Source organism: Plantibacter sp. MPB07 (assembly GCF_046619465.1).
GTDB lineage: Bacteria > Actinomycetota > Actinomycetes > Actinomycetales > Microbacteriaceae > Plantibacter > Plantibacter auratus.
Genome location: NZ_CP177043.1, coordinates 2,309,623 through 2,323,352, shown reverse-complemented (window position 1 = coordinate 2,323,352; position 13,730 = coordinate 2,309,623). Strand labels below are relative to the sequence as shown.

The 13,730-nt window shown below is 69.5% G+C and carries 12 protein-coding genes and 1 tRNA gene; 8 read left to right on the top strand and 5 right to left on the bottom strand.

Translation table 11 applies throughout. The features are described 5' to 3' along the window. Window positions 1–38: 38 nt before the first annotated feature. From ACLIME_RS10615 to aceA, 3 genes are all read right to left on the bottom strand, one after another. Window positions 39–1,250, bottom strand: a complete 1,212-nt coding sequence (locus tag ACLIME_RS10615; RefSeq protein ID WP_138945169.1) for a pyridoxal phosphate-dependent aminotransferase — start codon at window positions 1,248–1,250, stop codon at window positions 39–41. A 121-nt stretch (window positions 1,251–1,371) separates the two neighbouring features. Continuing rightward, on the bottom strand, window positions 1,372–3,036 hold the full coding sequence (gene aceB / locus ACLIME_RS10610) for a malate synthase A (RefSeq protein ID WP_411556885.1): 1,665 nt from the start codon (window positions 3,034–3,036) through the stop codon (window positions 1,372–1,374). Between the two features lie 84 nt (window positions 3,037–3,120). Further along, window positions 3,121–4,467, bottom strand: coding sequence for an isocitrate lyase (gene aceA / locus ACLIME_RS10605; RefSeq protein ID WP_411556884.1), 1,347 nt, complete (start codon window positions 4,465–4,467; stop codon window positions 3,121–3,123). Window positions 4,468–4,618: 151 nt separating this feature from the next. Between aceA and ACLIME_RS10600 the strand changes: the two genes are divergently transcribed. Further along, window positions 4,619–6,112 (top strand): helix-turn-helix domain-containing protein, encoded by a 1,494-nt coding sequence (locus ACLIME_RS10600; protein ID WP_411556883.1) that lies wholly within the window; start codon window positions 4,619–4,621, stop codon window positions 6,110–6,112. 60 nt (window positions 6,113–6,172) lie between these two features. Here the strand turns inward: ACLIME_RS10600 and ACLIME_RS10595 are convergent, their stop codons facing one another. Then, window positions 6,173–7,246, bottom strand: coding sequence for an alkene reductase (locus ACLIME_RS10595; RefSeq protein ID WP_411556882.1), 1,074 nt, complete (start codon window positions 7,244–7,246; stop codon window positions 6,173–6,175). Between the two features lie 238 nt (window positions 7,247–7,484). Between ACLIME_RS10595 and ACLIME_RS10590 the strand changes: the two genes are divergently transcribed. After that, entirely contained in the window at window positions 7,485–8,753 is a 1,269-nt protein-coding gene (locus ACLIME_RS10590; protein ID WP_411556881.1) for a low temperature requirement protein A, read from the top strand. On the opposite strand, the gene ACLIME_RS10585 is transcribed toward ACLIME_RS10590, so the two are convergent. After that, complete coding sequence (locus ACLIME_RS10585) at window positions 8,728–9,279, bottom strand: DUF805 domain-containing protein (RefSeq protein WP_411556880.1); 552 nt, start codon at window positions 9,277–9,279, stop codon at window positions 8,728–8,730. The genes ACLIME_RS10590 and ACLIME_RS10585 overlap by 26 nt on opposite strands. Before the next feature lie 139 nt (window positions 9,280–9,418). On the opposite strand from ACLIME_RS10585, the gene ACLIME_RS10580 reads away from it, so the two are divergent. The 6 genes from ACLIME_RS10580 (at window position 9,419) to rplK (ending at window position 13,641) form a co-directional block, all read left to right on the top strand. Next, complete coding sequence (locus ACLIME_RS10580; RefSeq protein WP_192019059.1) at window positions 9,419–10,018, top strand: hypothetical protein; 600 nt, start codon at window positions 9,419–9,421, stop codon at window positions 10,016–10,018. A gap of 81 nt (window positions 10,019–10,099) precedes the next feature. Continuing rightward, window positions 10,100–11,455 (top strand): signal peptidase I, encoded by a 1,356-nt coding sequence (locus ACLIME_RS10575; protein ID WP_411556879.1) that lies wholly within the window; start codon window positions 10,100–10,102, stop codon window positions 11,453–11,455. Between the two features lie 172 nt (window positions 11,456–11,627). Further along, window positions 11,628–11,700: transfer RNA gene (locus ACLIME_RS10570), tRNA-Trp, on the top strand. A 41-nt stretch (window positions 11,701–11,741) separates the two neighbouring features. Next, the gene (secE, locus tag ACLIME_RS10565) at window positions 11,742–12,014 is read left to right on the top strand and encodes a preprotein translocase subunit SecE (protein ID WP_079706702.1); all 273 of its coding nucleotides are present in this window, start codon (window positions 11,742–11,744) and stop codon (window positions 12,012–12,014) included. Window positions 12,015–12,153: 139 nt separating this feature from the next. Further along, window positions 12,154–13,116: a transcription termination/antitermination protein NusG gene (gene nusG / locus ACLIME_RS10560; protein ID WP_079706703.1), complete on the top strand. Its 963-nt coding sequence runs from the start codon at window positions 12,154–12,156 to the stop codon at window positions 13,114–13,116. A 93-nt stretch (window positions 13,117–13,209) separates the two neighbouring features. Continuing rightward, complete coding sequence (rplK, locus tag ACLIME_RS10555) at window positions 13,210–13,641, top strand: 50S ribosomal protein L11 (RefSeq protein ID WP_056014074.1); 432 nt, start codon at window positions 13,210–13,212, stop codon at window positions 13,639–13,641. Window positions 13,642–13,730 lie beyond the last annotated feature (89 nt).

Here is a 13,730-nt window from a genome sequence, read left to right as displayed (position 1 = left end):
AGGTCCGCTCGCCCGGGGACGAGCGAGCGGACCTCGGGTCAGGATGCGAACAGGCGCTGGAGGCGCTGGACGCCCTCGAGGAGCTGGTCGTCGCCGAGCGCGTAGCTGAAGCGCAGGTAGCCGGACGGCCCGAACGCCTCGCCGGGCACGGCCGCGACCTCGGCCTGGTCGAGCATGAGGTCGGCGAGTTCGAGGGACGTCGTGGGCGTCACGCCGCCGAACGTCCGGCCGAGCAGTGCCGTGACGTCGGGGTAGACGTAGAAGGCGCCCTGCGGGGTCGGCGTCTCGAAGCCGTCGATCTTGTTGAGCTCGCCGACGATGAGCTTGCGGCGGCGGTCGAACGCCTCACGCATCGCCTCCGCGGCGTCCTGCGGACCGGTGAGGGCCGCGATCGCCGCGCGCTGCGCGATGTTGTTCACGTTGCCGGAGAGGTGCGACTGGAGGTTGCCGAGCGCCTTGATCGCGTCCGCCGGGCCGACGGTCCACCCCACCCGCCAGCCCGTCATCGCGTACGTCTTGGCCACGCCGTTGACGAGGAGCGTCTGCTCGGCGAGCTCGGGCACCGCTTCGACGATCGACGTCGCGCGGACGCCGTCGTAGGTGAGGTTCTGATAGATCTCGTCGGTGATGACCCAGATGCCGTGCTCGAGCGCCCACTCGCCGATCGCCTTCGTCTGCTCGGGGGAGTAGACGGACCCGGTCGGGTTCGAGGGGGAGACGAACAGGAGGACCTTGGTACGCGGGGTGCGCGCCGCCTCGAGCTGCTCGACGGTGACCTGGTAGTTCTGCGAGGCGTCGGCGAAGACGTCGACCGCGACACCGTCGGCGAGCGCGATGGCCTCGGGGTAGGTGGTCCAGAACGGCGTCGGCACGATGACCTCGTCGCCCGGGTTGAGCAGGACTTGGAACGCCTCGTACACCGACTGCTTGCCGCCGTTGGTGACGATGACGCGGCTCGGGTCGACCTCGAGACCGGAGTCGCGGAGCGTCTTCTCCGCGATTGCGGCGCGGAGGTCCGGCAGGCCGGCCGCTGGGGTGTACCGGTGCGCCTTCGGGTCGCGGGCGGCGACGAGCGCCGCTTCGACGATGTGCTCGGGCGTCGGGAAGTCCGGCTCGCCCGCCGCGTAGGAGATCACGGGTCGGCCTTGCGCCTGCAGCGCCTTCGCCTTCGCGTCCACCTTCAGCGTGGCGGACTCGGCGATCGCTGAGATCTTCGTGGACAGGCGGGGCGTGGGAGTCGATTCAGGCACGAGTCCGAGCGTACCGAACCCGGCATCGAGAGGACAGTGTGTGTCCGACCTCGCGTGCAGCGAGGTGAGGCACGTCGTCGCCCGGTCCACCGGGGAACGACGACGTGCCTCACCTCGGTCCTCATGCGGGGTCGACGAGGTACCGCGTGTACGCCGGGACGGTGAGGAAGGTCGGGAACTCGTCCTTGAGCGCGACCTCGCGGAACAGCTCGGCGGCGTCGTCGAAGCGGTCGTCCGCGGTGCGGGGGAGCGAGGAGAGGAGCTCGTCGAGGAGGTCCTCGACCCGCTCACGGGTGATCGGACGGCCGTCGTCGGTCGCGACGTCCTGGTGGATCCACTGCCAGACCTGCGATCGACTGATCTCCGCCGTGGCCGCGTCCTCCATGAGTCCGTCGATGGCCGCGGCGCCGACGCCGCGCAGCCAGGAGTCGAGGTAGCGGACGGCGATCGACACGTTGTCACGGAGACCGGCGTCCGTGACCGCCCGACCGATGCGCACGTCGAGGAGCTGCGCCGGTGTCACCGACACGTCCTCCCGCAGTCGGTCGAGCTGGTTCGGACGGTCGCCGAGGACCGCGTCGAACTCGGCCCTGGCTGTCTCGATGAGGTCCGGGTGCGCCACCCAGGTCCCATCGAAGCCGTCGCCCGCCTCGCGGCGCTTGTCGGCTGAGACCTTCTCGATGGCGCGCGCCGTCGCCTCCGGATCGCGCCGGTTCGGGATGAACGCCGACATCCCGCCGATCGCGTGCGCACCGCGGCGGTGGCACGTCTGCACGAGGAGCTCGGTGTAGGCGCGCATGAACGGAACCGTCATCGTCACCTCGCTGCGGTCGGGCAGGACGAACCGGGCACCGCGCCCCCGGTAGTTCTTGATGATCGAGAAGATGTAGTCCCACCGACCGGCGTTGAGACCGGCGCAGTGGTCGCGGAGCGCGTACAGGATCTCGTCCATCTCGAACGCCGCTGGGAGCGTCTCGATGAGCACGGTGGCGCGGATCGTGCCGTGGTCGAGACCCAGGCGTTCCTCGGTGAATGTGAAGGCGTCATCCCAGAGCTGCGCCTCCTCGCTCGACTCCAACTTCGGGAGGTAGAAGTAGGGCCCGCGGCCGGCGTCGATGAGCGGGCGGGCGTTGTGGAAGACGTAGAGGCCGTAGTCGACGAGGCTCCCGGAGGCCGCCATCGCCGCCCCGGAGCGGTCGATGAACCGCAGGTGCTTCTCCACGAGGTGCCAGCCGCGCGGGCGCATGACGATCGTCGGCGTCTCCGTCGCGGTGACGCGGTACACCTTCCCCGCCTCGTTGGTGAATGTGAGCTCGCCGCGGACGGCGTCGCGCAGCGAGAGCTGACCACCGATGACGTTGGCCCACGTCGGGCTCGTCGCGTCCTCCTGATCGGCGAGCCAGATGTTCGCGCCGGAGTTGAGGGCGTTGATCGTCATCTTCGGATCGGTGGGGCCCGTGATCTCGACCCGGCGGTCCTCGAGACCCGGCCCGGCGCCGGCGACCCGCCAGGAGCGGTCCTCCCGGATCGCCGCGGTGTCGTCGCGGAACCGCGGGTCGCGGCCGTTCCCGATCTCGAAGCGTCGGCGCATGCGCTCGGCGAGGCGGTCGTGCCGCGCACCCGCGAACCGCTGGTGCAGTTCGGCGAGGAAGGCGAGGGCGTCGGGGGTGAGGATCTCCTCGTGCCGGTCACCGAGACGACCGATGACCTCGATGGCGGGGCCGGTGCGTTGCGTGGGCACCGGCCCGGTGGTGGGTGTGGACGGGGAAGCGAGCAGGGTGTTCATGGGGTGACTCCGTTTCGGAGGTCGTGCGTCGGATGGGGCCTTCGAGCGGTCCCTGAGCTTGTCGAAGGGCGGGGCTGGTGTGGATCAGTGGAACTGCTGTTCCTCGGTCGAGCCGGCGAGGGCGAGGGTGGCGCTGCCGGGGTTGAGGGCGGTCGCGACCAGGTCGAAGTAGCCGGTACCGACTTCCCGCTGGTGCTTGGTGGCGGTGTAGCCGCTGGCCTCTGCGGCGAACTCGGCTTCCTGGAGGTCGACGTAGGCGCTCATCGCCCGCTCTTTGTAGTCGCTCGCCAGGGAGAACATCGAGTGGTTCAGCGCGTGGAAGCCGGCGAGGGTGATGAACTGGAAGGCGTATCCCATAGCGGCGAGCTCGCGCTGGAAGGACGCGATCTGCGCATCGTCGAGGTGCGACTTCCAGTTGAACGACGGCGAGCAGTTGTAGGCGAGCAGCTTGCCCGGGAACCGCTCGTGGACGGCCTCGGCGAACCGACGGGCGAGGTCGAGGTCGGGTTCCGCGGACTCGACCCAGAGCAGGTCGGCGTACTCCGCGTAGGCGAGGCCGCGCGCGAGCACCGGACCGATGCCGTTCTCCACCTCGTAGAAGCCCTCCGGGGTCCGGTTCCCGTTCAGGAACGGCAGATCGCGCTCGTCGATGTCGCTCGTGAGGAGCGTGGCGGCCAGCGCATCGGTGCGGGCGATGACGATGGTCGGGACGCCGGCGACGTCCGCCGCCAGCCGGGCCGCATTGAGCGTCCGGATGTGCTGGCTCGTCGGCACCAGCACCTTGCCGCCCATGTGGCCGCACTTCTTCTCAGCCGCGAGCTGGTCCTCCCAGTGGACGCCCGCGGCGCCGGCCTGGATCATGCCGGCCATGAGTTCGTAGGCGTTGAGCGGTCCACCGAAGCCGGCTTCGGCGTCGGCGACGATCGGCGCGAGCCAGTCGATCGCCTCGGGTCCCGGCGTCTCCCCGACGGCTCGCTCGGCGAAGTCGATCTGCTCGGCCCGGAGCAGCGCGTTGTTGATCCGCCGGACGACCGCCGGAACCGAGTTCGCCGGGTAGAGGCTCTGATCGGGGTAGGTCTGCCCGGAGAGGTTCGCGTCGGCGGCGACCTGCCAGCCGGAGAGGTAGATCGCCTGCAGGCCAGCCCGGACCTGCTGCACGGCCTGGTTGCCGGTCAGCGCGCCGAGGGCAGGCACCCACTCCTCGGTGTGGAGGAGGTTCCACAGGCGCTCCGCCCCTCGGCGTGCGAGCGTCGGCTCCTCCCGGACACCGCCGCGCAGGCGGACGACGTCCTCAGCGGTGTAGTCACGGCGGACCCCGTCCCAGCGCGGGTCGGTGTCCCACTCGCGCTGCAGTTCCTCGGCCGTCTGCGTCTGGTCGCCGGCGCGGAGGGGCGTGCGGTGGTCGGTCGGTCGGGTGGCTTCATTGCTCACGATGACTCCTGTGGTGTCGAGGGCGGTGGGGCGGGTCGTGCTGTCGGAACGATCCTGCGCTCGCCGCAACCCCGACGGACGTCATCCGTGGACAGAAGAACGGCCGACCTTCTGTTTGCCGGAACAACCGGCGCGTGTGAGCATGATCACCATGACCAGCACCGCCGCTGCTCCACCCGTCTCCGCCACCTCTGGTGACGGACCTGCTCCACACGCGGACGCCCTCGTCCTCGGTCGCCGGATCCGCGATGCCCGATCCCGTGCGGGCCTCACCCTCGACGAGCTCGCGCAGGCGATCGACCGCGCACCGTCGCAGGCGTCGGCGATCGAGAACGGGCATCGGGAGCCGAGCCTGTCGATGCTCCGCGTCATCGCCGCGGCCCTCGGCACCACCGTCGACGACCTCCTCCGTGACGAACCGCCGAGCGACCGGGCCGCGCTCGAGATCGCCGTCGAGCGTGCCCAGCGGGGGCCTGTCTTCTCCGCCCTCGGGATCGCGCCCATCCGCGTCTCGAAAGGGACGGCGGACGAGACGCTGCGCACCGTGCTGGCGCTGCACGACGAGGTCGCCCGCCTGCATCGGGAGCGAGCGGCGACACCCGAGGAGGCGCGCCGGGCCAACGCGGTCCTCCGGGCGGACATGCGCGCGGCCGACAACCACTTCCCCGAGCTCGAGGCCGTCGCGAAAGGACTGCTCGACGCCGTCGGCCACACCGGAGGGCCGGTCTCGCACCAGACGGTCGCGGAGATGGCACAGCACCTCGGGTTCTCGCTCCACTACGTCGGCGACCTGCCGCACTCGACTCGTTCGGTCACCGACCGGCGCAACGGTCGGATCTACCTGCCGACCGAACCCTCGATGTCCCGTGATTCGCGTTCCCCCATCCTCCAGGCGTTCGCCAGTCACCTGTGCGGACACGAGGAGCCGGGAAACTACGCAGACTTTCTGCGGCAGCGCGTCGAGACCAACTACCTGACGGCGGCCATCCTGCTGCCCGAGCGCGACGCCGTGCGCGTCCTCGGTGAGGCGAAACAGCTCCGGCGCATCTCGATGGAGGACCTGCGCGACGCGTTCGCGGTGTCGTACGAGACCGCCGCGCACCGCTTCACCAACCTCGCGACGAGGCACCTCGGGCTCCCGGTGCACTTCATGAAGGTGCACGAGTCGGGGACGATCATCAAGGCGTACGAGAACGACGGGGTCACGTTCCCGTCCGACGTCCTCGGAGCGGTGGAGGGCTCGCTCGTCTGCCGCAACTGGACGGCCAGGACCGTCTTCGACGTCGAGGACCGCTTCAGCCCCTGGTATCAGTACACCGACATGGACACCGGCACCTTCTGGTGCACCTCGCGGATCGAGAAGGCCAAGGAGGGCGAGTACTCGGTCAGCGTCGGCGTCCCGTTCGCGCACGTGAAGTGGTTCCGCGGACGCGAGACGCCGCATCGGTCGACCTCGAACTGCCCCGACGAGCGATGCTGTCGTCGGGCGTCGCCGGCGCTCGCCGAACGGTGGGAGGGGAAGGCCTGGCCGGCGGCGCGGACGCCGACGAGTCTGCTGGCTGCGCTGCCGACCGGATCCTTCCCGGGGGTCGACTCCGTCGAGGTGTACGAGTTCCTCGAGTCGCACGCGCCGCGGGCGGACTGAGGTGAGGCACCTCGTCGCCCGACGAGGTGTCGAGCGACGAGGTGCCTCACCTCAGCGTGATCAGCTCGCGAGGCGCGGGTAGTCCGTGTAGCCCTCGGCGCCCGGGCCGTAGAAGGTGGCCGGGTTGGGGGTGTTCTCCTCGTGCTCGCCCGCCCAACGCTCGACGAGGTCGGGGTTCGCGATGGCGAGACGCCCGACGGCGACGGCGTCGGCGTGCGCGTGCTCGACGAGGGCGATCGCCTCGTCGCGCGTCGTGACGGTGCCGAAGCCGCTGTTGACGATGAGCTTGCCGCCGAAGTGACCGCGCAGGTCCTGGACGAGCGCGCCGGCCGGGTCCTCGTGGAGGATGCTGACGTAGGCGAGGCCGCGCGGTGCCAGGGCGTCGAGCAGTGCCTCGTAGGTCGCGCGGACGTCGGCCTCGTCGGTCTCCGCAGTGTCACCGGCGCCGTTCATCGGGGAGATGCGGATGCCGACGCGCGCTGCACCGACCGCCTCGGCGACGGCGCTGACGACCTCGGCGACGTACGACGCGCGGGCCTCCGGGCTGCCTCCGGCGCGGTCGTCGCGCACGTTGGAGACGGGGGAGAGGAACTGGTGCAGCAGGTAGCCGTTCGCGGCGTGGAGTTCGACGCCGTCGAGGCCTGCCTCGATCGCGTTGCGGGCGGCCTGGACGAACTCCTCGCGGACCGTGTCGAGCTCCTCGGTGCTCAGCGCGTGCGGGACGGGGTACGGCTGGGCGCCCGCCGGCGTCCGGACCTCGCCGGCGATGGCGATCGCGCTCGGCGCGACGATGCGGTCGGTGCCCGTGATGTCGGTGTGCGAGACGCGGCCGCCGTTCATGAGCTGCATGACGATGAGCCCGCCCGCTCCGTGCACGGCCTTCGCGACGCCACGCCAACCCTCGACCTGCTCGGGGGTGACGATGCCGGGCTGGCCCGGGTAGGAGCGCGACTCGGCGCTCGGGTAGGTGCCCTCCGTGATGATGAGCCCGAGCCCTGCGCGCTGGCTGTAGTGCTCTGCGACGAGTTCGCCGGGGACGCCGTCGGCTCCGGACCGCATGCGGGTGAGCGGGGCCATGACGACGCGGTTGGCGAGTTCGAGGTCGCCGAGTCGGATGGGCGCGAAGAGATCCATACGGGTGATGCCTTTCGTGGGGGATGCGGCTCGCGGAGGACGCGGCCTCCGGACGCAACCCGGCTGCGGCCGTCGATATTCCGGTGATGCTTCTGGACCTTGTGCATCTGGAATACTTCTTGCTAGGCTCACGGTGTGGTCGTCGGGCTCTGTCCCCGCAGCTCGCGACGAGCACGACCCGGTGTCGACGAATCCGAGGGGGAGGCGTCGGCACCGGGAACCCTGCCAGGATACGAAGATGCCCGCCCCCAGATTCGGCCTCGTCTCCGACCTCCGTCGTCCGGAGTCCGGTGAACGCGCCGAGCGCGTCACCTTCGTCGAGTTGTTCTTCGACCTCGTCTTCGTCTTCGCGCTCACCCAGCTGAGCAAGCTCATCGCCGACGACCAGAGCGTCACCGCCGCGCTCGAGTCGATCGTCCTCATCCTGGCGCTCTGGTGGTCCTGGGTGTCCACGAGCTGGGTGACGAACTGGCTCGACCCGGAACGGCTCGCGGTGCGACTCGCGCTCATCGGCTTCGGCCTGTTGGCGTTCGTCGCGGCGGTGTCGGTGTCGGCGTCGTTCACCGACCGCGCGCTGGCGTTCGCCGTCGCCTACGTCGTGCTCCAGCTCATCCGGACGCTGTTCATGGTCGTGGCGACCTGGCGGCACGACCGCGACGTGGCCCTGAGCTTCGCACGCGTCCTCGTCTGGACCGCGTTCGCCGCGGTCTTCTGGATCGCCGGCGCGCTGGTGCCGGCCGACTGGCAACTGGCGTTCTGGATCTGCGCCGTCGCCATCGAGTACGGCGGCGGGGCCCTCGGATTCCGGCTGCCGGGTGTGCGGACCTCAGAGGTCGAGAGCTGGGAGCTCTCCGGTGCGCACCTCTCGGAGCGGGCGTCGCTCTTCATCATCATCGCGATCGGCGAGTCGCTGCTCGTCACCGGGTTCGCGTTCGTCGAGCTCGAGACGTCGGTCGCCGCCGTCGTCGGGATGCTGAGCGCCTTCGTCTCCGCGGTCGCGCTGTGGTGGTTGTACTTCCACCGCACGGAGACGGCGGGACGCCGAGCGGTCGAGGCCGCCGAGGAGGAGGCCGACCGCGCCGACGGTGACGAGGGTCGTCCCGGTCGACGGGGGCCGGGACGTCTCGGACGCATCGCGCGCGACGGATACAGCTACGCCCACGTCGTGATCGTCGCCGGGATCGTGCTCGTCTCGGTGGGGGACAAGGAGATCCTCGACCGGCCGGCCGACGCCGTGGAACTCGCCGGGGGCGTCGTGATCCTCGGCGGACCGGCCCTCTACCTGCTCGGGCTGTCGCTGTTCCGGTTCGTCGTCGACCGCGCCGTTCCACTCGCGCCGGTCATCGGCCTCGCGATGCTCGCTGGCTGCGCGGTCGCCGCGTTCCTCGTGCCGCAGCTCGGGGAACTCGTCCTCGGGTGTCTCTGCACGCTGGTGCTCGTCCTCGCCGCGATCGCCGACACGGTCCTCCCGGACCGGCGGGTCACTGCGGAGCGTCACCAGGCTTGATCTGGGCGCCCTCGCGGTGCGGCCCCGTGTCGTAGCGGGCACCGCCCCGGTCGCTCGGCTGCGCCGCGAGCCAGATGAAGAAGAACCAGCCGAAGATCGGGACCAGGTTGATGAGCTGCCACCAGCCGCTGTGGTCCGTGTCGTGCATGCGACGGGCGTTCAGTGACAGCCCCGGGATGATCGTCGCGAGGCCCCAGATCCCGGACAGGACGCTCTGGACACCCCATGCGGGTCCTTCGGTGACCTGACCCTCCCAGAAACCGGCCGTCACCCCGGTCGCGACGTCGACACCGCGTCCGATCACCAGGAGCGCGGTGACGATGACCGCGTGGACGACCACCCACCACCAGAACTCGCTCCGGCTGGCCCGCCCGGTGAAGATCGGATACCGCTTCCAGAAGCGGAGGAACGCCTGGATCGGGCCGGCGCCCGGGAGCGGGCTGTCGTCCGCGAAGCGGGCCGGGATCCGGCGATCGTCCTTGCGGTCCGTCTCCGCGGTCACTGCGTGTTCGTCTGCGCTGCTCATCGGTCCCCTGGGTCGAGTCGTCGTGCATTCGTGCGTCCACCCTACCGACATCGCCAGCACATGTTGTATTTCAGAACAGCATATGGAATATTAGTTGTACAACACGTGCCGATTTCGGCCCCGACCCTGGAGAATCACCATGACCACCGCCCTGTCCCCTCGATCCCGCCGCCTCGTCCGCTGGGCCGCGCTGCCCGTCGCCGTCCTGGCGAGCGGCGTCATCGTCTCGACCGCCTCCTACGCCGCCTTCACCTCGTCGACCGACAACTCCGGCAACGCCTGGAGCGCCGGGGCGATCGCGCTGAGCGATGACGACTCCGGCGCCGCCATGTTCGCCGCGGACGACCTGCAGCCCGGCTCGACCGGCGTGAACTGCATCGCCGTCACCTCGGACGGTTCGCTGTCGTCCGACATCCGTCTCTACGCGGACAACGCGGCGCAGACGCAGGACCTCGACCAGCACCTGCAGCTCGACATCGTCCAGGGCGCCGGCGGCGGCTACGGGTCCTGCGAGGACTTCGTCCCCGCGACCACGGGCGCGTCCGTCTACGGCGGCACCCTCGCCGGCCTCGCGAACACTGCGGTCGACCACGCGTCCGGACTCGGCTCGTGGGCCTCCGTCGGCGGCGGCGAGGAGCGCGTCTTCAAGGTCACGTACACGCTGTCCCCGGATGCGCCGAACACCGTCCAGGGCGGCACGGCGGCGGTCGACCTCGTCTGGGAGGGTCGCACCTCCTAGGCGATCCCGGTGCTCTCGTCCCGCTGACGGGAGCACCGCGGCCCGCCTGTCCCCGTCCACCTCGTCCCTCCGGGAGCTCTCATGGAACCGTCATCCGCCCGCCGGCGCGTCGTGTCGTCCGGCATCGTGGTCGTCGCCCTCGGTGCGCGCGTCCTCGCGTTGCTCGCGCTGTGCCTCCTGGCGTGGGCCGCTGTGCCGAAGCTCGTCGGGTGGATTCCGACCACCGTGGCGTCAGGTTCCATGGAGCCGCGCATCATGACCGGCGACGTCGTCGTCTCGATGCCGATCGACGGCTCCGACGCCGCGGCAGGACAGGTGGTCCTCGTCGACGGACCGGGCGAGGACGACGCGCTGCTCCTGCACCGCGTCGTCGAGCGGGAGGCGGAGGGACTCCGCCTGAAGGGTGACGCGAACCGGCAATCGGATCGACAGCTCGTCCAGGACGACGCCGTTCGTGGCGTCGGCGTCCTCCGAGTCCCGTACATCGGTCTCCCCGTCGTCTGGGCGAACGAGGGTGCCTGGGGTCCCCTGGCACTCTCCGCGGCGTTCGCGGCGGCGATCCTCGGGGCGATCGCGGCCACGCGGCGGTACCTCGTCGAGGACCGCGAAGCCACCGCGCCGATCGGTCGGGTGCGTCGGGCCGCCCCGATCGGTGGTGCCGCCCTGGCTGGGGTCCTGGCCGTCGTGTCGGTGCTGCCGACCGCTGGCGCGAACTGGCAGAGCGTCGCCGGCGCTTCCGACAACCGACTCGGCGCGGGGCCCTTCTCGTGCCTCGGGCAGCCGTTGGGCTCGCCCGAGTTCCGACTGGACTTCAGTGAGGCCGACGGGGCCGAGGTCGTGAACAGCGGAACCGGCAGTGGCATCGCACAGCTGGGCGGCACGGCGGAGCGCGTCGGCGGTAGTTGCGGCGACAGTCCGTTCGTCCGACTCGACGGCCAGGCCGGTCAGGTGGTCACCATGCCGCAGCTTCCGCAGCAGACCACCTTCACGCTGGAGACCTGGTTCCGGACCACGGAGTCGCAGGGCAAGCTGATCGGCTTCGGGAACGCGCAGACCGTCCCGTCCAGCGCCCATGACCGCCACCTGTACATCGACCGGGACGGCCGCCTCGTCTTCGGGACGTGGAGCGGTTCGCCGCAGACGATCGTGACGCCGGACGCGGTCACGGACGGACGGTGGCACCACGTCATGGCGACCATGTCGACCACGGACGGCATGCGCCTCTACCTCGACGGCGCCCTGGTCGGAACGAATTCGAACACGGTGCTGCAGGGCTACCGTGGCTATTGGCGCATCGGCCACGACACGATCGCGTCCACCTGGCCCGGTGCGCCCTCCTCCGCTTGGTTCGCCGGAGATCTCGACGGCGTCGGGATCCATTCGCGGGTGCTGTCGGCCGAGGAGGCTGCCGAGCACGCAGCGCTCGGGCGCCTGTGAGGCGTGCGGCCGCGCGCAGGCCGACGCCGGTTTTACAGCCGGGCGACCGTGCCGTACACTGGATGGAGGTAGTTGAAATCTGCCATGATTTTCTGCGCCTGTTTTCACCGTGTGGTGAGGCAACGCTCAGGAGGTCAGGGTAGCTTCGACCCCTCCGGTGCGTGAGCACTGAAGGGCGGTGGCTCAATTGGTAGAGCAGCGGTCTCCAAAACCGCAGGTTGCAGGTTCAAGTCCTGTCCGCCCTGCGAGTCGGTGCGTATGCACCGGCACACGAAAGGTGTAACGAGTGGCCCCGAAGAGTACCGACACGCCCGGCGAGGACGTCGTCGTCAAGGCGAAGGCGGACCGTGCCGAACGGCGCGGCTTCTTCTCGGGCATCGTCCTGTTCCTGAAGCAGGTCTTCGCGGAACTCAAGAAGGTCGTCACGCCGACGCGGAAGGAACTCCTCAGCTACACGGCTGTGGTGCTCGTCTTCGTCTGCATCATGATGGCGCTCGTCTACGGCATCGACTTCGTCTTCGCCTGGGTCGTCACGCTGGTGTTCGGTACCGCGAGCTAGTTCCGCTCAGGTTCCGGTGCTCCGGTCCGGCACCCGGGTTCCACAATCACAGACGGCGACGCAGTCGTCACGCGCCAGGATCTGGCGCCGCGGTCGGGGATCACCCACGATCCGCACAACAGAAACGGAATGGAAATCAGTGTCTGAGCGAAACTCGAACGACGTCGACTGGGCAACCGCTGCCGAGCAGTCCTCGGAGGACGACGAGGCCCAGGAGGGCAACGTGCTCTCGGCCGACGAGCACTCCGTCGACCCCGCTGAGCACAACGCCGTCCACGTCGAGGAGACCGGCGACACCGAGGTCGACCTCGACGCCGTGCTCGACGCGATGGCCGAGGCCGTCGACCCCGAGGCCGACGCCGTCGTCGACGACGCCCTCGAACTCGACGAGGCAGCCGAGGTCGAAGCCGCAGCAGAGGCCATCGCCGAAGAAGAGGCAGACCCCACCGACGCCGACGCCGAGCCCGCCGAGGAGTCCGAGGAAGACCCTTACGACGCGTTCCGCAAGGAACTCCGCTTCCTGCCCGGCAAGTGGTACGTCATCCACTCCTACGCCGGTTTCGAGCGCAAGGTGAAGGCCAACATCGAGCAGCGCAAGTCGACGCTCGAGGTCGCGGACTACATCTACCAGGTCGAGGTCCCCATGGAAGACGTGGTCGAGATCAAGAACGGCCAGCGCAAGATGGTCACCCGCGTCCGCATCCCCGGCTACGTGCTCGTCCGCATGGACCTCAACGAGGACAGCTGGTCGGTCGTCCGCCACACGCCTGGCGTCACCGGCTTCGTCGGCAACGCGCACAACCCCACGCCGCTCCGCTTCGAAGAGTCCTTCAACATGTTGAAGTCGCTCGTCGAGGTCAAGGAGACCGCGCCCGTCAAGGGCTCCGGCACCAAGGGCAGCGCCACGCAGCAGCGTGTCATCCCCGCCGAGGTCGACTTCGAGATCGGCGAGACCATCACGATCAAGGAAGGCTCGTTCGCGGGCCTCCCCGGCTCCATCAGCGAGATCAAGCCCGAGAGCGGCAAGCTCACGGTGCTCGTCTCCCTCTTCGAGCGCGAGACGCCGGTCGAGCTCAGCTTCGACCAGGTCACCAAGCTCTAAGCCACACGGCTCCACAGTCCACCGCCGCCCGACGGGCGCGCGGGAGAGCGCACATCATCCGATGGCGTTCGAACCCCAGAAGAAGGAAGAAACATGGCACCGAAGAAGAAGGTCACGGGTCTCATCAAGCTGCAGATCCAGGCCGGCGCCGCAAACCCTGCTCCCCCCATCGGCCCCGCCCTTGGTCAGCACGGCGTCAACATCATGGAGTTCTGCAAGGCGTACAACGCGGCCACCGAGTCGCAGCGCGGCAACGTCATCCCCGTCGAGATCACCGTCTACGAGGACCGTTCGTTCACCTTCATCCTGAAGACCCCGCCCGCAGCGGAGCTCATCAAGAAGGCCGCCGGCGTCGCCAAGGGCTCCGGTACCCCGCACACCGTCAAGGTCGCGAAGCTCACCAAGGAGCAGGTCCGTCAGATCGCCGAGCAGAAGGCTCCCGACCTGAACTCGAACGACATCGACGCAGCCGCGAAGATCATCGCCGGCACCGCCCGCTCCATGGGCATCACGGTCGAGGGCTAGTCCTTCCGACCCGCACGGGGTGAGCCGTCCAGGCCACACCCTCGCACCTTTCTTTTTCACTCGTGGCAGCGCCGGCCAGGCGCAGATGA

What these genes read in the sequence shown, in the direction of transcription:
- aceB (WP_411556885.1), bottom strand. Translation starts at nt 3,036, where the DNA reads ATGAACACCCTGCTCGCTTCCCCGTCCACACCCACCACCGGGCCGGTG.
- ACLIME_RS10585 (WP_411556880.1), bottom strand. Translation starts at nt 9,279, where the DNA reads ATGAGCAGCGCAGACGAACACGCAGTGACCGCGGAGACGGACCGCAAG.
- ACLIME_RS10575 (WP_411556879.1), top strand. Translation starts at nt 10,100, where the DNA reads ATGGAACCGTCATCCGCCCGCCGGCGCGTCGTGTCGTCCGGCATCGTG.
- rplK (WP_056014074.1), top strand. Translation starts at nt 13,210, where the DNA reads ATGGCACCGAAGAAGAAGGTCACGGGTCTCATCAAGCTGCAGATCCAG.
- ACLIME_RS10595 (WP_411556882.1), bottom strand. Translation starts at nt 7,246, where the DNA reads ATGGATCTCTTCGCGCCCATCCGACTCGGCGACCTCGAACTCGCCAAC.
- ACLIME_RS10590 (WP_411556881.1), top strand. Translation starts at nt 7,485, where the DNA reads ATGCCCGCCCCCAGATTCGGCCTCGTCTCCGACCTCCGTCGTCCGGAG.
- ACLIME_RS10600 (WP_411556883.1), top strand. Translation starts at nt 4,619, where the DNA reads ATGACCAGCACCGCCGCTGCTCCACCCGTCTCCGCCACCTCTGGTGAC.
- ACLIME_RS10580 (WP_192019059.1), top strand. Translation starts at nt 9,419, where the DNA reads ATGACCACCGCCCTGTCCCCTCGATCCCGCCGCCTCGTCCGCTGGGCC.